General features: G+C 35.7%; 21 protein-coding genes. 18 read left to right on the plus strand and 3 right to left on the minus strand.

Features of this window, described 5'->3' with window-relative positions; genetic code table 11:
• Positions 1 to 45: 45 nt before the first annotated feature.
• The 6 genes from BM305_RS03640 to BM305_RS03665 all read left to right on the plus strand — a co-directional run bounded on the left by BM305_RS03640 (position 46) and on the right by BM305_RS03665 (position 4,417).
• The gene (locus BM305_RS03640) at positions 46 to 435 is read left to right on the plus strand and encodes a hypothetical protein (RefSeq protein ID WP_092559336.1); all 390 of its coding nucleotides are present in this window, start codon (positions 46 to 48) and stop codon (positions 433 to 435) included.
• Between the two features lie 170 nt (positions 436 to 605).
• On the plus strand, positions 606 to 1,088 hold the full coding sequence (locus BM305_RS03645; protein ID WP_242940443.1) for an RNA polymerase sigma factor: 483 nt from the start codon (positions 606 to 608) through the stop codon (positions 1,086 to 1,088).
• Positions 1,085 to 1,837: a hypothetical protein gene (locus tag BM305_RS03650; protein ID WP_092559338.1), complete on the plus strand. Its 753-nt coding sequence runs from the start codon at positions 1,085 to 1,087 to the stop codon at positions 1,835 to 1,837. The genes BM305_RS03645 and BM305_RS03650 overlap by 4 nt, the downstream gene beginning before the upstream one ends.
• On the plus strand, positions 1,813 to 2,694 hold the full coding sequence (locus BM305_RS03655; protein ID WP_092559339.1) for an ABC transporter ATP-binding protein: 882 nt from the start codon (positions 1,813 to 1,815) through the stop codon (positions 2,692 to 2,694). Before BM305_RS03650 ends, BM305_RS03655 begins: the two co-directional genes overlap by 25 nt.
• Positions 2,691 to 3,926: a hypothetical protein gene (locus tag BM305_RS03660; RefSeq protein WP_092559340.1), complete on the plus strand. Its 1,236-nt coding sequence runs from the start codon at positions 2,691 to 2,693 to the stop codon at positions 3,924 to 3,926. The genes BM305_RS03655 and BM305_RS03660 overlap by 4 nt, the downstream gene beginning before the upstream one ends.
• A 101-nt stretch (positions 3,927 to 4,027) precedes the next feature.
• Positions 4,028 to 4,417, plus strand: coding sequence for a hypothetical protein (locus tag BM305_RS03665; RefSeq protein ID WP_092559341.1), 390 nt, complete (start codon positions 4,028 to 4,030; stop codon positions 4,415 to 4,417).
• Positions 4,418 to 4,504: 87 nt separating this feature from the next.
• Here BM305_RS03665 and BM305_RS03670 read toward each other — a convergent pair whose 3' ends face one another.
• Complete coding sequence (locus tag BM305_RS03670; RefSeq protein WP_092559342.1) at positions 4,505 to 5,677, minus strand: MFS transporter; 1,173 nt, start codon at positions 5,675 to 5,677, stop codon at positions 4,505 to 4,507.
• 115 nt (positions 5,678 to 5,792) lie between these two features.
• On the opposite strand from BM305_RS03670, the gene BM305_RS03675 reads away from it, so the two are divergent.
• Positions 5,793 to 6,701, plus strand: coding sequence for an AraC family transcriptional regulator (locus BM305_RS03675; protein WP_092559343.1), 909 nt, complete (start codon positions 5,793 to 5,795; stop codon positions 6,699 to 6,701).
• A gap of 58 nt (positions 6,702 to 6,759) precedes the next feature.
• On the opposite strand, the gene BM305_RS03680 is transcribed toward BM305_RS03675, so the two are convergent.
• A complete protein-coding gene (locus tag BM305_RS03680; RefSeq protein ID WP_092559344.1) occupies positions 6,760 to 8,406 on the minus strand; it encodes a leucine-rich repeat protein in 1,647 nt (548 codons plus the stop codon).
• A 414-nt stretch (positions 8,407 to 8,820) separates the two neighbouring features.
• On the opposite strand from BM305_RS03680, the gene abc-f reads away from it, so the two are divergent.
• The 5 genes from abc-f to BM305_RS19725 all read left to right on the plus strand — a co-directional run bounded on the left by abc-f (position 8,821) and on the right by BM305_RS19725 (position 13,444).
• On the plus strand, positions 8,821 to 10,365 hold the full coding sequence (gene abc-f / locus BM305_RS03685) for a ribosomal protection-like ABC-F family protein (protein ID WP_092559345.1): 1,545 nt from the start codon (positions 8,821 to 8,823) through the stop codon (positions 10,363 to 10,365).
• A 40-nt stretch (positions 10,366 to 10,405) separates the two neighbouring features.
• A complete protein-coding gene (locus BM305_RS03690) occupies positions 10,406 to 11,065 on the plus strand; it encodes a YkgJ family cysteine cluster protein (RefSeq protein ID WP_092559346.1) in 660 nt (219 codons plus the stop codon).
• Between the two features lie 15 nt (positions 11,066 to 11,080).
• Positions 11,081 to 12,445, plus strand: coding sequence for an MATE family efflux transporter (locus tag BM305_RS03695; protein ID WP_092559347.1), 1,365 nt, complete (start codon positions 11,081 to 11,083; stop codon positions 12,443 to 12,445).
• A gap of 106 nt (positions 12,446 to 12,551) precedes the next feature.
• Entirely contained in the window at positions 12,552 to 13,013 is a 462-nt protein-coding gene (locus BM305_RS19720) for a helix-turn-helix domain-containing protein (protein ID WP_330393411.1), read from the plus strand.
• A 47-nt stretch (positions 13,014 to 13,060) separates the two neighbouring features.
• Positions 13,061 to 13,444: a hypothetical protein gene (locus BM305_RS19725; RefSeq protein WP_330393412.1), complete on the plus strand. Its 384-nt coding sequence runs from the start codon at positions 13,061 to 13,063 to the stop codon at positions 13,442 to 13,444.
• Positions 13,445 to 13,459: 15 nt separating this feature from the next.
• Here BM305_RS19725 and BM305_RS03705 read toward each other — a convergent pair whose 3' ends face one another.
• Positions 13,460 to 14,368 carry an AraC family transcriptional regulator gene (locus BM305_RS03705; RefSeq protein WP_092559348.1) on the minus strand — a complete coding sequence of 303 codons (909 nt, stop codon included), beginning with the start codon at positions 14,366 to 14,368 and terminating at the stop codon, positions 13,460 to 13,462.
• 230 nt (positions 14,369 to 14,598) lie between these two features.
• Between BM305_RS03705 and BM305_RS03710 the strand changes: the two genes are divergently transcribed.
• From BM305_RS03710 to pheT, 6 genes are all read left to right on the plus strand, one after another.
• The gene (locus BM305_RS03710; protein ID WP_092559349.1) at positions 14,599 to 15,501 is read left to right on the plus strand and encodes a glycosyl hydrolase; all 903 of its coding nucleotides are present in this window, start codon (positions 14,599 to 14,601) and stop codon (positions 15,499 to 15,501) included.
• 23 nt (positions 15,502 to 15,524) lie between these two features.
• Positions 15,525 to 16,877 (plus strand): MATE family efflux transporter, encoded by a 1,353-nt coding sequence (locus BM305_RS03715; RefSeq protein WP_092559350.1) that lies wholly within the window; start codon positions 15,525 to 15,527, stop codon positions 16,875 to 16,877.
• Positions 16,878 to 16,944: 67 nt separating this feature from the next.
• The gene (metF, locus tag BM305_RS03720) at positions 16,945 to 17,805 is read left to right on the plus strand and encodes a methylenetetrahydrofolate reductase [NAD(P)H] (RefSeq protein WP_092559351.1); all 861 of its coding nucleotides are present in this window, start codon (positions 16,945 to 16,947) and stop codon (positions 17,803 to 17,805) included.
• 202 nt (positions 17,806 to 18,007) lie between these two features.
• Positions 18,008 to 18,439, plus strand: coding sequence for an Hsp20/alpha crystallin family protein (locus tag BM305_RS03725; protein ID WP_092559352.1), 432 nt, complete (start codon positions 18,008 to 18,010; stop codon positions 18,437 to 18,439).
• A 478-nt stretch (positions 18,440 to 18,917) separates the two neighbouring features.
• Entirely contained in the window at positions 18,918 to 19,961 is a 1,044-nt protein-coding gene (gene pheS / locus BM305_RS03730) for a phenylalanine--tRNA ligase subunit alpha (protein ID WP_092559353.1), read from the plus strand.
• A gap of 12 nt (positions 19,962 to 19,973) precedes the next feature.
• Positions 19,974 to 22,352: a phenylalanine--tRNA ligase subunit beta gene (gene pheT, locus BM305_RS03735; RefSeq protein ID WP_092559354.1), complete on the plus strand. Its 2,379-nt coding sequence runs from the start codon at positions 19,974 to 19,976 to the stop codon at positions 22,350 to 22,352.
• The last annotated feature ends 40 nt before the right edge of the window (positions 22,353 to 22,392 follow it).

Below are 22,392 nucleotides of genomic sequence, written 5' to 3' on the forward strand. Positions count from 1 at the left end.
ATAATTTACAATGCAATACAATAAATATGAAATGGAGGAATTTAAATGGCAAACACAGCTACCTATAAAATAGGTAATATTGAAAAAGGCAACATTATGTTTTGGTCTGTTTGTACACAATGTGGCAGTCATGGAGTTGTAACACTGAAAGATGATCAGCAGACATATTTTACTGCAAAGAAGGACACAGACGATTGGAATTTACAGTCGTTAGCGCAAGCCTATGCAATTTATCAAGGAGGAGACAATCTACGTCTTGAAGTTGAAGTTACATATCCAAATGCAGATATTGAGCAAAGTATTAATTCGTATAATATAACAGATCCAAGTTCCAATATTGTTGGATATGGATATAACTATTGTATTGAAGATTCAACGGATAATGACTATAACGATTATTACATAGATCTTGTTGCTTGGAGGAAGAAAGGGTAATAAAGGAATTATGTAAAAAGAATAGAAAAAAGCTGGGTACTGGAAATAAAGTATCTGGCTTTTTTTGTACAGGAAGAACGTCGTTGAATGGACATTATAAATCCCTAGCAAAAAATTATTAAATTAATCCGCACATTTTGCTCATAAAAACAGTTATAATAAATAGAACGGTGAAAAGTCAGAAAGGGAGGAATCAGAAGCAGATGGATTTAGAAGAACAGTATTACAAAATATTTCGCTACTGCTGTTTAAAGGTAAAGCGTACAGCAATTGCAGAAGATTTAACCCAAGAAACTTTTCTCCGCTATTTTAGCCAAAGCACGTACATAGAACTGGGGAAACAGACTGCATATTTGTATACCATTGCAAGAAATTTGTGCAACGATTATTTTAGTAAACAGATATATTGGGAAGAATTAAAGGACGATGTGCCGTATACAGAGGGAGATACGGATATGAAGCTGACTGTGAGACAGGCAGTTGAGATGCTGCCCAAGGATTTGCAGGAGATTGTATTATTGCGTTTTGTAAATGAAGTACCTGTAAAAGACATTGCAGCATTTATGGAACTATCTCGTTTTGCAGTAAACCGGAGAATCAAAGATGCGTTGAAACGGTTAAAAGAAGTGTTGAGAGAGGAGGATTTTTCATGAACCTGTCAGATAATAGAAAAATAGTAAAGCTAGTAAAAGAGAGCTATGAACCTCTGGTTCCAAAAAACAAGCCAGATTTTTTGAAAAAGGCTGAATACCCCAAGCTGTCTTTTAAGGAATTTTTTATTGGGCAAATCCAGTATATCAGACTGAGAACATGGCTTGTCTCCATACTATTGTTTGTGAGTGCGTTGTTTATAATAGAATTAAGCAGCTTTTATAATATGAATGTTAGTGCAATAAAAGCAGCATCTGCGTTTGTACCATTTTTTGTATTGGCAGCAGTTGCAGAAACAGCACGTTCTAAGCAGTATGGAATGAAGGAATTAGAGATGACCTGCCGGTTTTCTTTTGGAACATTGCTGTTGGTAAAAATGATCTTGCTGGGAATCTTGAACCTGCTTTTGCTAAGTGGATGCAGCATTTTCCTACGGTTCCAGACAGATATAAAACTTTTTCGAATTGGAATTTATTTGTTAGTTCCCTTTTTACTAACTTGCAATTTAACCCTAATTCTGGCCAGTCTGTTTAAAAGCAGAGAGATTACCTATTTTTGTGGATTTGTTTGTGGCATTGTGTCAGTCAGCTGTCTTTTTACGGATGCTTTGGTCATAGATATTTACAGTGCAAAGTATGACGTGTATTGGCTTTTATCAGTTGGGGTGCTCATGTTGGTGCTGGTTCAAAAAATCGTTCAGATAATTAAAAATTCAGGAGGTATTCTATGGAACTTGTCATTGACAGGATAACGAAGCAGTTTAAAAATAAAATAGCAGTGGATCACGTATCTCTGAAGCTGAAGGAAGGCGTGTATGGATTACTGGGAGCAAACGGAGCAGGAAAGACAACATTAATGCGTATGATGTGCGGGTTAATGGTTCCAGATAGTGGAACAATAGCATTAGATGGAATCAGCATGGAAGAAGAGCAGTATCGTGATGTGCTTGGATATCTGCCGCAGGATTTTGGATATTATCCAGACTTTACTGCCCTTGAATTTCTCATGTATATGGCATCTTTAAAAGGAATTCCCAAAATAAGAGCAAAGGAAAAGACAGCAATGCTTTTAGAACAGGTGAATTTAAAAGATGTGGCAAAGAAAAAAATAAAGACCTATTCGGGTGGTATGAAGCAGCGCCTAGGAATTGCACAGGCTTTATTAAATAACCCTAATCTGCTTGTGTTGGATGAACCTACCGCTGGATTAGATCCGAAGGAAAGAGTTAAGTTTCGGAATATGATTTCCGAGTTGGGAAAAGACAGAATTGTTTTGTTATCTACCCATATTGTTTCAGACGTGGAATATATTGCGGATTATATCATGGTTATGAAAAAAGGTACTATTATACATAAAGGAGCACGAGAAGACATATTGAAAAGTATCGATGGAAAGGTGTGGGAATGTGTAGTACCAGAGAAAACAGCATTGGATTTGGAAAGGAAATTTCCAGTTATTAATATCCGAAATGAAAAAGAGGGGATATTTCTCCGATTGGTTTGTGAACATATGCCATATGAAACAGCATCTATATGTACCGCATCTTTGGAAGATTTATATCTTTATTATTTTAGTGATGAGATAAGCGAAGGGGAGGGGCAGCCATGAGAGAACTGTTGAATCTAATAAAATTTGAATACTATAAAATGTTTAAGAAAAAGTCTCTTTGGTTTATTTTGGCTGGACTATTCGGACTGAGCATGCTTGGAAGTGTTGCAATGCTTTTGGGAAATACCTATGATATGGAAGGAGAAGTAACTGGAACCAGGTATGAAGAGATGCAGGCGGAACGAAAGAATGCCAGGGCGTTAGGAGGAAGAACCATTGATGCGGCATTAATACAGGAGGTGCAGGAGGCATATAGGTCATATTTTTCACAGGCAGAGGAAATCAGTGATGAAGAGGAAAAGGAAAAGCTTTATGAGGATACAGTAAAAAAATACGAGCCAATCATGGAAATATTGTCTCAAGTATATACAGGTTCGTATAATTCCCAAGAATTCATTTTAGATTTAACAGAAGATGACAGAAATCAATTTTATGAAACGTTAAAGCAGAAGCAGAAGCAATTATGGGAGGAATACTTTTTCCTAACCAAAGAAGAAGAGAGCAAACTATTAGATTATCAACAACAAATTAAAACACCATTTATATATAACTATGGTGCAGGATGGATGCGATATGAAATTTTATTGTATTCGCTCAGTGTATTTTTGATGCTGGCATTGGCAATTTGCCTGGCACCTGTTTTTGGGGGAGAGTATACCAGTAAAATGGATGCATTAATACTTTCCTCTAAGTATGGCAAAAGTAAAGTGATTCAAGCAAAATTAATTATGGCAGTTACTTTTACAATTGGCGTCACAACTGTACTTTTGGGAATTCAATTACTAGAGATTATGTTAATTTACGGGGCCGATGGCTGGAAAAATCCAATTCAGTTCTGGAGCTTAACACAAATTGTTTTTCCATTTAACCAAATAGAAGCAATTGGAATTTATGTGTTATGTGTCATTCTTGCAGTATTATTTTTAACGGCAATTGTTAGTTTGTTATCAGCCAAGTTGAAATCTCCATTTGGGGTTATTGTCATTTGTTTTATGGTTATAATTATACCTATGTTTTTGGATATACCAGAGCAATATCGGATGCTCAATTCCATTTATCGCTTGCTTCCTATTTGCATGACCCAGGAATGGAATGTTTTTTGTCATTATATGTATGGTATAAATAATGTTATTGTTCCCACATATATATTCATACCTTTATTTGCATTAGCAGCAGTTGTATTATTAAATATTTGGGCTTTCAAAGTGTTTAAAAAGCACCAGGTTGCATAAATCTATAGGTCTTATATGGTAAAAGGTATCAGGCATTTGCTATATTTTTTATAGTTAAGAATATAATTTATTGTAATGCAAATTGAGGTGGAGGATTGTAAATGGCGAATACAGCAACTTTCCAACTAAATAATTTTGAAAATGGAAATATTATGTTTTGGTCAGTTTTTGCTCAGACGGGGACACATGGAACGATTACGTTAAAAGACAATAAGAAGGAGTATTTTTCTGTAAGAAAAGGAACGGATGATGAACGGATTGTATCTTTAGCTCAAAGCTCAGCAGTTTATCAAGGAAAAGCAAACCTTTGTATTGAAATTGATATTCCAGATAGAGGGGTAGACATTAAGCAAAGTATTAATTCGTATAATATGGTAGATACAAATTCTAATGTAATTGCGTGTGGATATAATTTTTGTATTGGAGCTGCAACAGATAAGGATTACAATGATTACTATATCAATATTATTGCCTGGAAGAAGAAAAAATAGATATTATAAATAGAATAAATCTAACTAACTGCTGGATATTGTGAAACAAGTACCCAGCAGTTTTAGTCATTAAAATAAGTAAGATAACTATCTTTTTTTTGTTCTTTGGTAGGAATTCATTCGTTCCACCATGATTACCATAAGAACAACAAATAGAATCAGGTAGACAGGATACAGGCGGATGGTAATGTGTTCTGCAAGAAAACCGAACACAGGTGGCATAAAGGTAGTTCCTACATAGGCACATGCCATTTGTACCCCCATAATGGCCTGAGAGTTTTCGGAACCAAAATGGCCAGGTGTCTGGTGAAGTAAGCTTGGGTAAATAGGAGCACAGCCGATACCTGTAAGAATCAGTCCCACTAAAGTAGCAGATTGACCAGGGGCTGCCAGTAATAATACCAATCCGATGGCGGCCATACATTGCCCCATACGTATCATAAGCTTATTGCCTAACCTATCCGCAATAAAACCACAGATAAAGCGTCCAAGGGTAATACCTAAGTAAAACAAGGATGCCCATTTTGCAGCGGTTTTAGCATCAATTCCTTTGTGAAGAACCATGTAACTGCTGGCCCAGAGACCAGTAGTGGCTTCTAAGGCACAGTAACAAAAAAAAGCAGTTAAAATTGCTTTCGCACCAGGCAATTCTATAATTTCTTTTAGGCTAAGCCCCTTTTTTAGTTGAGATTCAGATTGTTCAGAAGGGCTATTTTTTTTCCATAGAGGAAGTGAAAGCAGCAGGCAAAGAACCAGACCTAACTGCATCAGACCAATAAACTGATATCCAGAATTCCATCGCAGCCCATTGGTCAGACATAAGCCCATAATATAAGGACCGGCAGTAGCACCAATACCCCAGAAACAATGTAACCAGCTCATATGCCGTGCTTTGTAATGTAATGCTACAAAATTATTCAAGGCAGCGTCTACACTCCCCGCCCCCATTCCATATGGAATTCCCCATAGACACAACAGCCAGAAGGAATGTGAAAACGAAAAGCCTAATAAGGCAGCGGAGGTCATGGCAACACTGGCAGCGGTAACAATTCCTGTACCAAATTTCCGAATGATTTTATCACTATACAGACTGGATAAAATGGTTCCAGCCGCAATAATCATACTAATAATTCCAGCATAAGAAACAGGTACATTTAATTCTCCATACATAGAAGGCCAGGCAGAGCCAAGAAGAGAATCAGGTAAGCCAAGACTGATAAATGCAATATAAATGACTAATAATAATAACGTAGCTGTCATATTTTTTTCCCCTTTTCAAAAAGCAAACTATGTTATAAGAATAACGTCATTTATATATTGAAACAATACAAAAATGGACGTATAATATAACAAAAAAGACCAAAAGGAGATGAGTATGGCATTACAAAAATGTACATTAAATTTGGATCGTTCTGGCAGAGAACTGAGACCTCATGGAACAATTGAGTTTCCCTGTGCAGGTTATTCTTCAAAATATACAAGCCGGACTGCGGATGAAATTCCATGGCATTATCACGAAGAAATAGAAATGATTTATATAATGGATGGGAATATGCAGGTACAAATTCCAGGAAAGACATTTCACATGAAAGAAGGAGAAGGTATTTTTATTAATTCTGGTATTTTGCACCGAGGGGTGGCAGAACCATGCTGTGAAATCCATTCCTTTGTATTTTCTGCAACACTAGTAGCAGGAAATGAAAAATCAGTTTTTGCTAAAAAGTACATAGAGCCATTAAGCCGGTGTCCAGTGTTAGATGGATGTCTGCTTAGTCCTATAGAGGAGTGGCAGAATAAGATTCTTTCACATTTTAGTCTGGCATTTGATGCAATGTATTCAGATAAACCAGGATACGAGTTTTTGGTGAGAGAGCATTTGTCACAAAGCTGTATTTTACTGTATTTTCAATATGAAAAGGAAATTAACAGGAGTCATGTGGAAACTCAGCCAGATAAAATGCGTATCCGTAAAATGATAGATTTTATTCATGAACATTACATGGAAAATTTGATGTTATCACAGATTGCAGAAGCAGCAGACATTGGACAGAGGGAATGTCTACGATGTTTTCAGCGGGTTATACAGACATCACCAATGCAGTATTTGCTTAAATATCGAATCATGCAGGGAGCTTCCATGTTGTTAAACAACAGTGAGGACAGCATTGCTGATATTTCTATTCAATGTGGTTTTGATAGTCCAAGCAATTTTTCAAAAATGTTTAAGCGTTTCTTTGAGTGTACACCAAAGGAGTATCGGAAAAATTATTTTAATATATATTAAAAGATGCTGCCCAGCTTATAATTTTAAATTATCAGTGTAACAGCATCTTTTTGCTAGTTTAATATACTAAATCATAAAGTAAGTTGTAATCATCTGTATTAATTGCTCCATCTCGGTTCATATCTGCTAAAACATTGTAATAGCCTTCTATAGAGTACATAGCATATCCACGTACTTCATCTGCCATACAGTTTAAATCATATTGGGTAAGTTCTCCATCATGGTTAAGATCACCTATAATGGTATCACATATAGGCAGATTAACTGCGTACATCGATTTATTTACTCCAAAACTGTATTTTGTAAAGGAATTATTACATAAATCCACATATGCTGGATGAATAGAGGAGTATTCTTGAGCTGTCTTTAAAAAGTAAGTTGTGCCAGCATAGCTTCCACAGTCATCCCAGGTTGGATCAATTTCCAACCAGATTCCATTTAGCTGTACCACAACCCAGGCATGGTTTGAACCGGAAACGGGACAGTTAGTAATACCCACTTTATCCAGTAATAATGACATACCTAAGGCATAACCTTCACATACCGTGGTGTCTCCAAGAAAGATAGAACTAATGCAATGGTTTTTCATATCAGATGTTTCGCCACTGGTATAAGCTACTTTATTTACAACATAAGTATAGAGGGCTTTTATTTTTTGATAGTCATTCATACCATCTTCTATGTAAGTATCTACAGCATATTGCACCTCTTGCTCAACTAATGAAATTGCAACAGGTACATCTTCAAATGCATATATATTATCTTGAAAGACTGATTTAATAGCAGGAGTCCAGTTTACATAATCGGCTCTTGTTGTAATGTTATTAATTGAAGTTATTTGACAGCCTCTAAATGCAGAGGCATCAATGGTTTCAATATTTGCTGTTAAATTCAGATTTTGTAAAAGAGATACATTTGTAAAGGAATATGTGCCAATGGTAGTGACACTGTTAGGAATTGTAAAATCAGTTGCAGCCTTTTTTTGAGGATACCAAAGAAGTACAGTTTTATCTAAATTATATAGAACCCCGTTTTCACTGGAGAAAAAAGTGTTTCCTGGTAAAACTTCAACGGCTTCCAGATTTGGAAAGCTAATTTTCTCTAGAGGGTCGCCTGTATAGCTTGATTTTCCTGTGTAACTTGCAGGTATTTTAATAATATGTATGTTAGGACAGGTTTCAATACCATTGATGGAAGATTCAGTAAAGCCATCTGGCAGATTCAGCGTATTACAGGTATTCATTTGCGGTAATCGTAGTAGTTTTGTCTGAGCCTTATTATATAGAATACCATCTATATCACAGTAGTTTGGATTGTCATCGCTTACTTCAATGGAAACCAGACTAGTCATCTTAATAAAGCAAGAATTATCTATCTTTGAAATATTGGATCCAATGTTAACCTGTGTAATAGAAGTGTTCCAACTTAATGCGGTCCATGGAATCTCAGTAATATCATAGGTAACAGAGTTAGATGTAAGCTGTGCTGGAATTGTCACCTGAGTATCAGTACCCAGATAGTTTTGTATTTTACCATCCGCAGTAAATGTCCATAGGCCATCATCAGAGGTCAGCGTGGTTGCGGCATAAACTGTGTTGGAGTGAAATACGGAAGGAAGCATTGTAATTTGATCAAAGCATCCAATGGCGGCAACTAAACCAAGTAAGCATGTAATAATATTGATTCTTCTTACTATTTTTTTCATATCATATCTCCTTTTTCAATTTCAAGTTTTTATATTGCAATATAATACAGTAGACTACAACAAAATGAGATAAAAATCAACACAAATAATAAAATATTAAGAATGTTATAATAAAAGTAATAAAAAAATTGTGGATTGCATTTTATGTAATAGTATGTTATGTTAGAATCAGTATGAAAGAGAGGTGCAGGGATGAAGAGATAATCTACTTTTGAAAGCATGTAACAGAAAACGAATTGCCAGTGCATTTTATGTATTGGTTGGTTTGTCATGTTGCCAAAGGATAGATTACATTCGTGCCACTTCAAAAAATTGGGTTATTCTATATATTAGAAGCATAGTTTTTTGTTTGAGCCGCAGTAGAATCGTTTGGTAACTGACGGTTCTTTTTTTATGTGATAGGAGAGTGAAAGAATGGCTCAAATAAATGTATGTGGATTAACCTTCTGCTATGAAGGGAGTTATGATAACGTATTTGAAAATGTTTCCTTTTGTATTGATACAGACTGGAAGCTTGGATTTATAGGAAGGAATGGAAAAGGGAAAACAACATTTCTAAATCTGTTACTAGGAAAGTATGCATACCAGGGAAGTATCAGCAGACCAGTATGCTTTGATTATTTTCCCTATGAAATAGGCAAGAAACAAATGAAACAAAATACAATAGACGTATTGGAGTATATTCATCCAGATTATGAACTATGGAAGGTTTGCATGGAACTGGATTTATTAAAGACAAATTCAGAAATTTTATATCAACCCTTTGAAACATTAAGCCATGGGGAACGAACAAAGGTAATGCTGGCAATGCTATTTTCTAGAGAAAATTATTTTTTGCTTATAGATGAACCAACCAGTCATTTGGATATGCCAACCAGAGAAATTGTAAAGGAGTATCTAAAATCTAAAAAAGGATTTATTCTGGTATCTCATGACAGATGGCTGTTAGACGCTTGTATCGATCACGTTCTGGTATTGAACAGGAGTGATATAGAAGTGGAAAAAGGTAATTTTTCTTCTTGGTGGGAAAATAAAAGAAAGAGGGATGATTTTGAAAAATCAGAAAATGAGAAATTAAAACGTGAGATTGGAAAACTGAAGGAGTCCGCCAGAAGAACAGCAGAGTGGGCTGATAAAACGGAAAAATCCAAAATAGGATTTAATCCCACAGAAGAGCATGATCGCTTTTTAGATACAAGAGCCTATTTAGGAGAAAAATCAAGACGGATGCAACAGAGAAGAAAAAATCTAGAGCGCAGACAGCAAAATGCCATTGAAGACAAAACTAAACTGTTAAAAAATATAGAAAACCCTATAGAGTTAAAATTATTGCCGTTATCGCACCATAAAGAAATGTATATTTGCTGTAAGAACCTAAATATTTTTTATGAAAATAAAGAAGTGGTACATGAATTTCATATGGAATTAAAACGAGGAGAACGGATTATTTTAGAAGGTAAAAATGGATGTGGGAAGTCAAGTATTATAAAAGAAATTCTGACTGCAACAGGTGCCAGGGTATTAAATGAACTGGTAGAAGACAGCTTACATGAGAAAAGACACAGGCAGGGGAACTTGGAAGTGGCAAGTGGTCTGCTGATTTCATACATCAATCAGGATACCTCTCATATTGCGGGAAGTTTAAAAGATTATATTGAAAAACTAGGGGTTAGTGAAAGGATATTCAAAGCAATTCTAAGACAACTTGATTTTGAACAGGTGCAGTTTGACAAAAATATGGAGGATTATTCAGAAGGCCAGAAAAAGAAGGTTCTTATTACAGGCAGTCTTTTGCAGCAGGCACATTTATATATATGGGATGAACCCCTTAATTATATTGATGTGTTTTCAAGAATGCAAATTGAAAAACTGATTTTAAAATATCAGCCAACGATGCTTCTTGTAGAACATGATAAATCTTTTGAAAGTAAGGTTGCCACTCAGATTGTAAAGTTGTAAAATAGAAAAGTGTAGATTTTCTTTAAGGAAGGATAGGGTAATGAAACGGAATTGTAGCCTAGATGAAATATCAGATGGAAAGCTGTATGAAATAAATGACTTAGTAGAGGTAAGCTGTAATGGATGCGGGGGAAAGGCGTCATGCTGTCATGGAATGGGAAATTCTATTATACTGGATCCCTATGATTGCTACTGTTTATCCATAAATTTGAATACAACGTTTGAGAAATTGCTAGTAGATAAAGTCCAGTTGAATGTTGTAGATGGTATTATTCTGCCGAATCTTAGAATGAATGGTTCGGCGGAATGCTGTGCTTTTTTAAGTGAGCAGGGCAGATGCAGCATTCATAAGTTCCGCCCAGGGATATGCAGGATATTTCCTCTTGGCAGGTACTATGAAGACGGGGATTTTAACTACATCTTACAAGTAAACGAATGCCATAATAATTCAAGGACACAAAGAAAAGTGGGGAAATGGATTGACACACCTGACTTTGAAAGAAATAAAAAGTTTTTGATAGATTGGCACTATTTTTTAAATGAAGTAGAACAAGAAATAAGAGGCACAGAAGATGAGAACTATATAAAGAATAGAAATCTTTTGATTCTAAATACCTTTTATGTGAAGGAATATAATAGGGAGATTGATTTCTATAAGCAGTTTAATCAACGTTTAGAGGAAATTAAAAAAGTAAAGTGAATGGATTGAGGATAAATGCAAGTAAAAGAAGGAAAGCAATATAAAAAAATGACCGAGACGCCGGTTCCCAGACTGATTATTACACTGGGAATACCAACAACAATTAGTATGCTGGTAACAAATATTTATAATTTAGCAGATACTTATTTTGTGGGGCAGATTGGAACAAGTGCCAGTGGTGCAGTCGGAATTGTATTCGGATTAATGGCAATCATACAGGCATTTGGGTTTATGTTCGGACATGGTGCAGGAAGTATTATTTCAAGAAAATTAGGAGAACAGGACACGGATAGTGCAACTAAATTTGCATCCACCAGCTTTTTTTGGTCTTTTGTTGTTGGAATGCTGATTAGTGTATCAGGGTTGGTTTTTCTAAATCCTCTTATGAGGCTGCTTGGCAGCACCAACACTATCCTGCTCTTTGCCCGAACGTATGGTTTCTATATCTTACTTGCGGCTCCTCTTATGACAAGCAGTTTTGTAATGAACAATATTCTAAGATATGAAGGAAGAGCATCCAGTGCCATGATTGGTTTAATTGCAGGAGGAATACTGAATATTCTTGGTGATTGGGTGTTTATGAAAAAATGTAACATGGGAATGGAAGGAGCTGGGTTATCAACAGCGATTTCTCAGGTCATTAGCTTTGGAATTTTACTTTATCTATTTTTGTCAGGTAAGACACAAAGCAAGATTTCTTTTCGGTTTGTGTCAAAAGACATGGGTGATATTTTGAAAGTTATGAATACTGGCTTTCCAAGTTTGACCAGACAAGGATTATCTAGTATATCAACCATGATTATGAATGGTCAGGCTAGAATATATGGCGATGCTGCGGTGGCCGCTATGACCATTGTAAACCGGATCTGTTTTTTCATTTTTGCCATAGGACTAGGGATTGGACAAGGTTTTCAGCCAGTATCTGCTTTTAACTATGGAGCCAAAAAGTATTCCAGAGTAAAAAAAGGTTTCTTCTTTACCTGGGCAGCAGGTGAAATTTTTATGGCAGGTTTTGCTGTTATTGGTATGCTGCTATCTTACAGGCTTGTTGGCTTTTTCAGAAGCGATCCCCAGGTGATTTTAATTGGAACATTTGCATTAAGAGCACAGCTAATAGCATTGTTCTTTCAGCCATTATCAGTCTGTATGAATATGATGCTGCAAAGTGTTGGGAAAAATGGCGCGGCTACATTTTTATCAACATTGCGGAGTGGACTGCTTTTTATTCCGATTATTTTCATATTATCAGGCTGTATTGGATTAACAGGAGTAGAAGTGTCACAAGCGGTATCAGATATTCTTACTTTTTTTATTGCTATTCCATTTATGGTAGTTTTCTTTCGGAACCTTCCAGAGGATGTGTCAGAAAATAATTCATAGCGGGATACTATAAGCGCAATTCTGGTCAAGAAATTTATTTTGCTATGTAGTATTCTTTTATCAGGAGAAACATAGGCGATAAATATATTGTATGAGGTGTAAAGAGATGAGCGAATGGGAAACCAGGGCTGTAGTGCAGAGGATGCAGGAATATATTGAATTACATTTAGTAAATCCAATTACCTTAAAGCAGCTTGCTGATTTTGCAGGGTATTCTCCTTGGTATGTATCAAGAATGTTCAAAGAGATTACGGGAAAAGCACCTTATGAATATATTCGTTCAAGAAGACTTACACAGGCAGCGCTTGTACTAAGGGAAGGAAATAAAAAAGTAGTGGATGTAGCACTTGACTTTATTTTTGACAGCCAAGAAGGCTTTACCCGGGCATTTTCTAAAGAATTTGGTATTACGCCAGGAAAATACCGAATGAAAACTCCTCCCATCAAGCTGTTTCTCCCAGAAAAGGTTTACGATACCTATCGGGCTATTCACAAAAAGGAAAGGATGGAAAGTGGAATGAAATCAGTTTTTGTACAAATTATGGAGCGCCAGAAAGAAAATGCTTAATAAAAAGAGGGACTAAAGCAGAGGAATATTTTGCGTACTGTGAAGAAGTGGGCTGTGATGTGTGGAGTGTATTAACCAGTGTGAAGGAAGCCCTTTATGAACCAATTGGTATGTGGATGCCAAAGAAGCTGATGCCTGAAAACACATCTCTATATGTTCAGGGAGTGGAGCTGCCAATGGATTATGATAAGGAAATTCCAGAGGGCTATGAAATAATCACGTTGGAGCCATGCACAATGATGATTTTTCAGGGAGAGCCTTATGATGATGACAATTTTATGAGTGAAATTTCTGAAATTTTCAATCACATTGAACAATTTAATCCTGAAATATATGGATATCAGTGGGCTCCTGAAGTGGCTCCACGTTTTCAGCTTGCACCAATGGGTTATCGGGGATATATTGAAGCGAGACCAGTGACTAAATGTTAACAGGAAAGTATACTCCTATGAAGATTTCATAGGAGTATACTTTTTTCTAAAATTGGAAGGCGTGTCATGTTTGTATTTTTGAAAACAGCGGTTAAAGGTAGAAATACTGGAAAAACCTGACATCATGGCAACATCTGTAATAGACAGTTTTTCGTTTAGTAAAAGTTCAACAGCCTGCTTTAGCCGTTCATTCGTAAGAAATTCAATAAAAGAAGATCCAGTAAATTCAGAAAAAAGTCTGGAAAAATGATATTTGCTAAAACCAGCATAATTTGCTGCCATTAAAAGTGTAAGGTCTTTTGTGCAATTCTGGGACAGGTAGGAACAAACATCAATCATCTTCTGGGTTATTTCTGATTGGTGAGAGGTTTTGTCTGACTGGCGGGAGGGACAAAGCCAGCGCTGGTTTAATGCGCGGGAAATATAAGAATCAGATATTACATATTCTCCAATCCCCGCAAACATTTCTAAAAGGCGGGCATATATTTTTGCATCCTTGTATAAAGCATTGCTATTGAACAGGTCGTTTATTTCAGATGCCAATTCAATCATATAGTCAGATAAGGCGGGGCATTCTCCATAAGGAAGGTAGTGAAAAGTTTTAATCCAATAGTAATGCTTTTTGAATTCGGGAAGTAAAAAAATAAAGGAAGCATCTAATTGAATTAAAATATAGGAAGAAAGATCTTTGTGGTTGCATACTAAAGAATGAAGTTCTCCAGGATGTACCAGCAGAAAATCTCTTTTATTTAATTTATATGGAATGCTATTTATGTTATATTCAATGGAATCTTGTAAAACAATTAGTACTTCGGCATAATTATGCCAGTGAGCTGGAAATGTTTCAGACATCCCTTTAATGGTAACATTAAAGGGATAATTGTTGGCAAAGGTAATATTTTCGTAAAATTCTTTTCCTAGCATGTTGAAACTTCCACACCCTTTCTAAAAAATTTTTAATATCAATTATTGCGGAACATAGTGAAATCATAGCATATTTTTTGGGAAAAGTAAAATATTTCATGTAATTTATTAATAATAAACGCAATAAATGAGCAGTGTATCGCAAATAGTAGATAGCAGATTATAAAATAAAATTATATAATCGTTATTAATAAAGAAAACATAAAAATAATTTTGGAAAGGGTTAAATAATGAAAAAGTGTAGAATTTTAAACCCCAATATAAGTAAAGAGGCATTGCAGGTATATGAGTATATCTGTGGAACATACAGAAATCATATTATTTCTGGACAGCAGGAGGACCCAAGGGAGGGATGCCATGATAATGAAATGGAGTACATTATGGAAAAAACGGGTAAGCTGCCAGCAATTCGCGGACTGGACTATATCCATAATGATTTTGCAGGAGTAAATGAGCGTGCTATAAAATGGTGGAAAGAGGGCGGTATTGTTACAATATGCTGGCATTGGGGGACTCCGCCAAACGGTATAGGATACCCATCTAGTCAGGGAAGTATTGATATGGAAGAGGCATTAACAGAAGGAACGGCTTTACATCAGGCGATGCTGGACAGAATGGATGAGGCAGCAGAAGCATTAAAAGTATTACAGGATGCCAAGGTGCCAGTATTATGGAGACCTTTGCATGAATTTGATGGAGCCTGGTTCTGGTGGGGAAAAGGAGGAAGTGAATGCTTTATCCGTTTATGGCGTTTACTGTATGAGCGTTATACCAACTATCACCATTTGAATAACCTGATATGGGTACTGGGCTACTGTGGAGATGTCCATAACGGATGGTATCCAGGAGACCAGTATGTGGATTTTATTGGTGCGGATGCTTATGAAGAGGGAATTCGGGAAGAGATGTATGAGAAGGTTGCAGCCATTGTTGGGGATGAAGTACCTATTTGCTACCATGAAAATGGGCCAATTCCCAATCCAGTTCAGCTGGCTGAGTCTAAAGTGCCATGGGCATGGTTTATGACATGGCATACCATTCACATTATGGAACAAAATACACCAGAATATTTACGTGAAGTATATCACAATGAGTATGTAATAACATTGGATAAATTGCCAAGTTGGACATAAGAAAAGAACAGTAAGGAGCAGTAATGGCAAATAATAATGTGTATGATATGACAAAGGGAAAAGAGTTTCCTTTATTAATGAAATTTGCATACCCAATGTTAATTGGAAATGTGTTTCAGCAGCTTTATAATATGGCTGATTCTATCATTGTGGGTAAGTTTGTGGGAACAGATGCTTTGGCTGCTGTAGGAGCATCTGGTTCTCTTCATTTCTTCTTTTTTTCTCTATGTATGGGAATGGCAACTGGGGTGGGTATATTAATTTCGCAGTATTTTGGAGCAAAACAAGAAAAAGAAATTAGAAAAGCAATTGCCAATTCAATTTACCTAATCTTGGCAGCGGGTTTGCTCATGAGCAGTCTGAGTGTGCTGTTTTCTAGAAATATTTTGGTTGCGTTAAACACACCAGACAATATTTTAAAGGATGCCCTAATCTATATGAGGATTGTATGTGGAGGTATTCTTGCAGTAGCTTCCTATAATGCGGTTTCGGCCATTCTAAGGGCACTGGGGGATTCCAGAACGCCCCTTATGTTTTTGGTTTTTGCAAGTTTGGTAAATATTCTGCTTGATTTACTGTTTGTATGCGTGCTTCACTGGGGTGTAGCTGGTGCAGGGATTGCAACAGTGATGTCCCAGGCATTAGCGGCAATTACCTGTATTATCTATGCTGTATATAAAAATCCATATTTTAAAATTAGCAAAAGGGACATGAAATTTGAAAAAAATATTATTTTAAAAAGTATTAAGATAGGCATTCCAGTTGCAGCGCAGTCAGCATTTATATCCATTTCCTGTGTGGTTTTACAGCGAGTCGTAAATACCTTTGGGGATGATGTAATGGCGGCATATACGGCAACCCTTCGGATTGAACAATTAATTCAGCAGCCGTTTAATTCCCTTTGTGCAGCTGTTTCTACTTTTTCTGGTCAGAATATTGGGGCAAAAAAAGTTGACAGGGTTTGCAAAGGTTTTCACAAAAGTGTTATCATTGTGATTGTATTTAGTTTCGCCATGCTGGTTGTGATGCAGTTTACAAGCAGTGGCATTATGCGGCTGTTTGTAGATAAAGAAAAAGTAATTGATTTTGGCAGTACCGCTTTAAAGATCACAAGCTGCTTTTATTTCCCACTTGGAATGATATACGTGGCAAGGGGGCTGCTGAATGGAGTGGGAGATGCTTCCTATGCTATGATGGTAGGATTAGTTGAAGTATTTGGAAGAGTTGTATTTTCAACTGTTTTAGTTTCAATTCCAGTAATCGGAGTATGGGGAATCTGGTATACTTCAGGTTTAACATGGTTGATTACAGGGCTGTTTAGTTTTATCCGGTATAAGCAGGGGAAGTGGAAAGAACTTTCATTAATCTATAGCTAATTTTTTGGGGGTAGGGTATAATGGTACCAGTAAAAGTAACTAACATATGAGATAGGGGAAGTAAAAGATGAAAATAGATTCTATATTTTTAAAGAAAAAACCTGTATTATCTTTTGAAATATTTCCACCAAAAAGGGATACGGCAATACAAAGCATTGATGAGACATTGGCTATTTTGTGTGAACTTAATCCAGATTTTATTAGTGTAACATTTGGTGCAGGTGGAAGTGTTACCAATAACCTAACAGTAGAGCTTGCTAAAAAAATCAAACAGGAGTATCACATAGAGCCATTGGTGCATTTGACCTGTTTAAATCATTCTAAGGCGGAAATACAACAGATTCTCCAACAGCTTCAAGAGGCTGAGATTGAAAATATACTGGCACTACGAGGAGACCGGAATCCAGATGTAGAGCCGAAGCAGGATTTTTGCTATGCCAGTGACCTGATTCAGTATATTAAAGAGTATGGTGACTTTTCAATTAGTGGGGCGTGCTATCCAGAATGTCATTTAGAATCCAAGAACCGGATTGAAGATATCCATAATTTGAAGAAAAAGGTGGATAGCGGAGCAAATCATTTGATTTCACAGCTGTTTTTTGATAATACTATATTTTATTCCTATATGGAAAATTGTAAAATTGCAGGGATAGAGGTTCCTGTAGAAGCAGGTATTATGCCAGTTGTGAATAAAGCACAGATAGAACGGATGGTATCCCTGTGTGGGGCATCCCTTCCTGAAAAGTTTAAAAGAATTATGCAGAAATATGAGGACAAAAAAGAAGCACTATTTGATGCAGGTATGGTATATGCAATCAATCAGATTGTGGATCTGCTTGCTCATGATGTGGATGGGATTCATATTTTCACCATGAACAACCCTGTTGTAGCAAAAAGAATTTGTGATGGAATAAAAAATCTAGTATAGAAAAAGAAATTAGTAGAATAGAAAAAGGGCGTGTGCTAACTATAGAAGCAGCGCTCTTTTTCTATTTAGTTATGTAAAAATATTTAATGCGGTGTAAAGTAAATAAATTTTTATAATAAAGACTTGACGCTATAAGTAATATGTGTTATAGTACATATATAACAAGTAAAACAGATTTAAAAGTAAAAAGGAGGAATATGTTATGTTACTACCAAGTATGTTGCAAGATAATTTTGTAGATGATGTGTTTCAGGATTTCTTTTCTTTTCCTTTTAAACTGAAAGGAAATTTTTCTGGTATGATGAAGACAGATGTGAAAGAGACAGGTGATCAGTATCAGCTGGATATAGAACTTCCAGGGTATGCAAAGGAAGACATTAAGGCAGAACTTAAAAATGGATATTTAAGCATTAGTGCAAAGAAGGAAGAGGAGCATACTGAAAAGAATGAGAATGGTAAATACATTTGTCAAGAAAGATATACAGGACAATGCCAAAGAAGATTTTATGTTGGGGAACATATTACCCAAGAGGATATTAAGGCTAGTTTTGAAAATGGTATTTTAAAAGTAGTGGTTCCTAAACAGGAAGTAAAAGAAAAACTGGAAGAAAGCAGATATATTGCAATTGAATAAAAGAGAGAAGGCTGTTGCACATGGATTATTGTGCAGCAGCTTTTTAAGTTTGCAGTCAAAAAGAACTTGACAAAGAACAAATACTAGTATAGTATGAAAAATAAATAAAAATTGTTAAAAACTGCGAAAGTGATTAAGTAGTCTATGCTTTCCTGACAGGAAAATACATCACCGGCTGAGAGTGTATACAGGTTCAGGTATAGAATGAAATTCGGCACTGGAGTTACTCATAAAATATAATTTTTTATTATAGAAGATGAGTCGGAATACACCGTTATTGTACTGAGGAGCTTGTTTACAGAAACTATGTAATACAGGTTTAAACTTGGGTGGTATCACGAACTTTCGTCCCTATGGATGGAGGTTTTTTTATTTGCAAGAAATACGGAGTAATTATCTGCAAATAACAGGCACCCCATATAACAATGGGAAATTCCGAACAGCTAGTACAGATTGAAATTGAAACAGGAGGTATAACATGTATAATAAACTAAACGAAATCAAGGCTGATTTTGATGAAGCAATTACAAAAGTACAGAGTAAAGATGAGTTAGAACAGCTGAGAATTAATTATCTCGGTAAAAAAGGAATTGTCACAGAACTTTTAAAGGGCTTAAAAAATCTAGATGCAGCAGAGAAGAAGGTAGCAGGAAAAGAAGTTAATCTTGTAAAAAATTCCATTGAGGAAGCACTGATTACAAATGGCAAGAGAATTGAAGAGGAAGCTTTGCTAAATAGTATTGCCTCAGCAGAGAAGTTTGACTATTCCATACCTTCTAAACTGAACACAGGCTCATTACATCCGATTACTATAATTCAGAGGCAGATTGAAGATATATTTAAGAGTATGGGATTTATTATTGAAGATGGATTGGAAGTGCAGACAGAATACAATAACTTTGAGGCAGTAAACATTCCAAAGCATCATCCAGCAAGAGATATGCAGGATACCTATTATTTGGAAAACGGACAGTTATTAAAGACACATACTTCTGCGGCTCAAAATGCAATTATGAAAAAATATGGGGCACCAAAGCCAGGGGAAACCTTAAAGGTGCTATTTCCAGGAAGATGTTTTAGAAATGAGAATATTGATGCTTGCCATGAAAATACATTTTTTCAAATGGAAGGAATGATGATTGGAGAAAATATCTCGATATCCAATTTAATATATTTTATGAAGGTTTTATTATCAGAGGTTTTTCAAAGAGATGTAAAGGTTCGCTTAAGACCAGGATTTTTCCCATTTGTAGAACCAGGATTTGAATTAGATGTTAACTGCCTTATTTGTGGTGGAGAAGGCTGTTCTACGTGTAAGCAGTCAGGATGGCTGGAGTTACTTCCATGCGGTATGATTCATCCAAATGTATTAGAGATGGGTGGAATCGATTCAGATAAATATACAGGATTTGCGTTCGGGCTGGGATTGACAAGATTAGCAATGATGAAATATGAAATTAAGGATATTCGTGTATTTAATAGTGCAAATCTGAAAGCGTTAAAGCAGTTTTCGAAGAAATAAGGAGGTTTAATTATGCTAATATCAATGAATTGGATTTCAGATTTTACAGATTTGTCTGGAATAGATTATAAAGAATTAATCGGAAGATTTACATTGTCTACTGCTGAAGTAGAAGATATTTATGAAGTTGGCAGAAATGTCAATAATGTAGTGGTAGGAGAGATTTTGGAAATAGCTGATCATCCTAAGTCAAAGAAATTACATTTATTAAAAGTAAATGTAGGAGATGAAATTGTGGACTGCGTTTGTGGAGCACCAAATGTTTTTGTGGGTGCCTATGTTCCATTTGCAAAAGTAGGAGGAATGGTAGGCACTTTAGAAATTAAAAGTGCGGAAATTGCGGGTTGCCTAAGTAATGGTATGTGTTGCTCTGAAAAGGAACTGGGAATTAGTGAAGATAATTCTGGCCTTATGATATTAAGTAAGGAGTATAATCCAGGTACAGATATTAAGTCATTTATGCAGTTGGAAGATACAGTTTTTGAAGTGGATAATAAATCATTAACTAACAGACCCGATCTCTGGGGACACTATGGAATTGCAAGAGAAATTTCTGTATTAACAAAACGCCCGTTAAAGCCATTAGATGTATTTGAAACAGAAGAATATGATTCTCTTGATAAAATTTCAGTGGAGGTACAAAGCGATAAGGTTTATCGTTATTCCAGCATAAGTATTGCTAATATTACAAAAAAAGTATCACCAGTAAACATGAAAATTCGTTTAACGTATTGTGGAATTCGTCCAATCAGCTTATTAGTAGATTTGACAAATTATCTTATGCTTGAATTGGGTCAGCCAATGCATGCCTTTGATAATTCTATTGTAAAAGAAATCGTTGTAAAGAATTTTGAAAATACATTTGCTTTTTCTACCTTAGATGATATTGAGCGGACGATAGAGCCAGAAACAGTTATGATTTGTAATGGAAGTGAACCAGTAGCCATTGCTGGTATAATGGGAGGAGCGTCTTCTCAAATTACAGAAGATACCACAACCGTTTTACTGGAATCTGCTAATTTTGATGGGGTTTCTGTCCGAAAATCAGCTGTTAAATTAGGACTTCGTACCGATGCAAGCTCCAGATATGAGAAAATTCTAGATCCAGAACTAACGGTACCTGCAATCAAGCGTTTTCTAAAGCTGTTAGTATCCATTGATCCAGATGTAAAAGTAACGTCAGCATTAACAGACTGCTATGTGAAAAAGTATGATTCGGTTACCATTGAATTTGACAAAAAATATGTAGATAAATATACTGGTATAGACATTAGTGCAGACCAAATTGAAGAAACCTTAACGGCACTGGGCTTTCATGTAACAAGAAATGAGGATGATTTTAAGGCTGTGGTACCATCCTACAGAGTAACAAAGGACGTAACCATTAAGGCAGATATTATAGAAGAAATCACCAGAATCTATGGTTATGATAACTTTGAATTAAAGTCAACCGCAAGTATGCTTAAGCCAGTTGAACCAATGTATCAGCGTGAAAATGAGTACAAAATGAAAATGTATTTGGCAGAGCATTATGCAATGAATGAGGTTCACAGCTACATCTGGTACGATAATAAATTGAATAAGCAGCTTGGAATTGAAACAGATCGAAATGTAAAAATAATGAATTCGGAAATGGCAGATAACGATACCATTAAATCTACCATGATTCCTAGTCTTATTATTGGGGCGAGTAAGAACCTGGATACCTATTCTGACGTAAGAATATTTGAAATTGGACGTGTTGTAAAAGGTCTTAAAAATGACGGATTATGTAATGAAAGAAAGCATTTAGGAATTTTACTGGCAAGTAAAGAAAAGTCAGAGAAGGAACTTTACTTCTTAATGAAAGAAGTATTAGAACAGCTGACAATGAATATTAAAAGCAGCCAGTTACACTATAGTGAAATAAGCGGTGAAGCTGTTCCAAGTTATGCCCATCCTGTGAATGTAGTAAATGTTTATTTAAATAATATAGAAATAGGATGCTTTGGTTGTATTCATCCGAAAATTGAGCAAAAAATTGATAAAAAAGTAAAGATGGTATTTGCTGAAATTGATTTGGAAAATTTTGAAGAGTACCTGCCAAAAGCAATGACCTTTGATGAGGTATCAAAATACCCTGGAAGTACAGTTGATTTGAGTTTTCTTGTGGACAAAACCATGAAATACCAAGAACTGCAAAGTTATTTAAATCAATATGAAAATAAAAATTTAATTCAGTACAGTTTTGTAGAAGCTTATGAAGATGCAAATGTGCTGAAAGATAAGAAGAGTATTACTGTTCGATTTGAATTTGGTTCCAAAGAGCGTACTTTGGAAAGTCAGGAAATCAATGATATGACAGCTGAAATACTTGATTTGTTGGGAAAAGAAGGAATTGGATTAAGATAAGTGAATGATAGGCAGCAGGAAATTTGAAACGAATTTTCTG

It is taken from the genome of Anaeromicropila populeti (assembly GCF_900112775.1).
GTDB lineage: Bacteria > Bacillota > Clostridia > Lachnospirales > Lachnospiraceae > Anaeromicropila_A > Anaeromicropila_A populeti.

Excerpts from the sequence above, each read along its gene's own strand:
- BM305_RS03675 (WP_092559343.1), top strand. The coding sequence starts at position 5,793 with ATGGCATTACAAAAATGTACATTAAATTTGGATCGTTCTGGCAGAGAA.
- BM305_RS03705 (WP_092559348.1), bottom strand. The coding sequence starts at position 14,368 with ATGCTAGGAAAAGAATTTTACGAAAATATTACCTTTGCCAACAATTAT.
- BM305_RS03665 (WP_092559341.1), top strand. The coding sequence starts at position 4,028 with ATGGCGAATACAGCAACTTTCCAACTAAATAATTTTGAAAATGGAAAT.
- metF (WP_092559351.1), top strand. The coding sequence starts at position 16,945 with ATGAAAATAGATTCTATATTTTTAAAGAAAAAACCTGTATTATCTTTT.
- BM305_RS03710 (WP_092559349.1), top strand. The coding sequence starts at position 14,599 with ATGAAAAAGTGTAGAATTTTAAACCCCAATATAAGTAAAGAGGCATTG.
- pheS (WP_092559353.1), top strand. The coding sequence starts at position 18,918 with ATGTATAATAAACTAAACGAAATCAAGGCTGATTTTGATGAAGCAATT.
- BM305_RS03690 (WP_092559346.1), top strand. The coding sequence starts at position 10,406 with ATGAAACGGAATTGTAGCCTAGATGAAATATCAGATGGAAAGCTGTAT.
- BM305_RS03725 (WP_092559352.1), top strand. The coding sequence starts at position 18,008 with ATGTTACTACCAAGTATGTTGCAAGATAATTTTGTAGATGATGTGTTT.
- BM305_RS03715 (WP_092559350.1), top strand. The coding sequence starts at position 15,525 with ATGGCAAATAATAATGTGTATGATATGACAAAGGGAAAAGAGTTTCCT.
- pheT (WP_092559354.1), top strand. The coding sequence starts at position 19,974 with ATGCTAATATCAATGAATTGGATTTCAGATTTTACAGATTTGTCTGGA.
- BM305_RS03655 (WP_092559339.1), top strand. The coding sequence starts at position 1,813 with ATGGAACTTGTCATTGACAGGATAACGAAGCAGTTTAAAAATAAAATA.
- abc-f (WP_092559345.1), top strand. The coding sequence starts at position 8,821 with ATGGCTCAAATAAATGTATGTGGATTAACCTTCTGCTATGAAGGGAGT.
- BM305_RS19720 (WP_330393411.1), top strand. The coding sequence starts at position 12,552 with ATGAGCGAATGGGAAACCAGGGCTGTAGTGCAGAGGATGCAGGAATAT.
- BM305_RS03680 (WP_092559344.1), bottom strand. The coding sequence starts at position 8,406 with ATGAAAAAAATAGTAAGAAGAATCAATATTATTACATGCTTACTTGGT.
- BM305_RS03670 (WP_092559342.1), bottom strand. The coding sequence starts at position 5,677 with ATGACAGCTACGTTATTATTATTAGTCATTTATATTGCATTTATCAGT.
- BM305_RS03695 (WP_092559347.1), top strand. The coding sequence starts at position 11,081 with ATGCAAGTAAAAGAAGGAAAGCAATATAAAAAAATGACCGAGACGCCG.
- BM305_RS03660 (WP_092559340.1), top strand. The coding sequence starts at position 2,691 with ATGAGAGAACTGTTGAATCTAATAAAATTTGAATACTATAAAATGTTT.
- BM305_RS03640 (WP_092559336.1), top strand. The coding sequence starts at position 46 with ATGGCAAACACAGCTACCTATAAAATAGGTAATATTGAAAAAGGCAAC.
- BM305_RS03650 (WP_092559338.1), top strand. The coding sequence starts at position 1,085 with ATGAACCTGTCAGATAATAGAAAAATAGTAAAGCTAGTAAAAGAGAGC.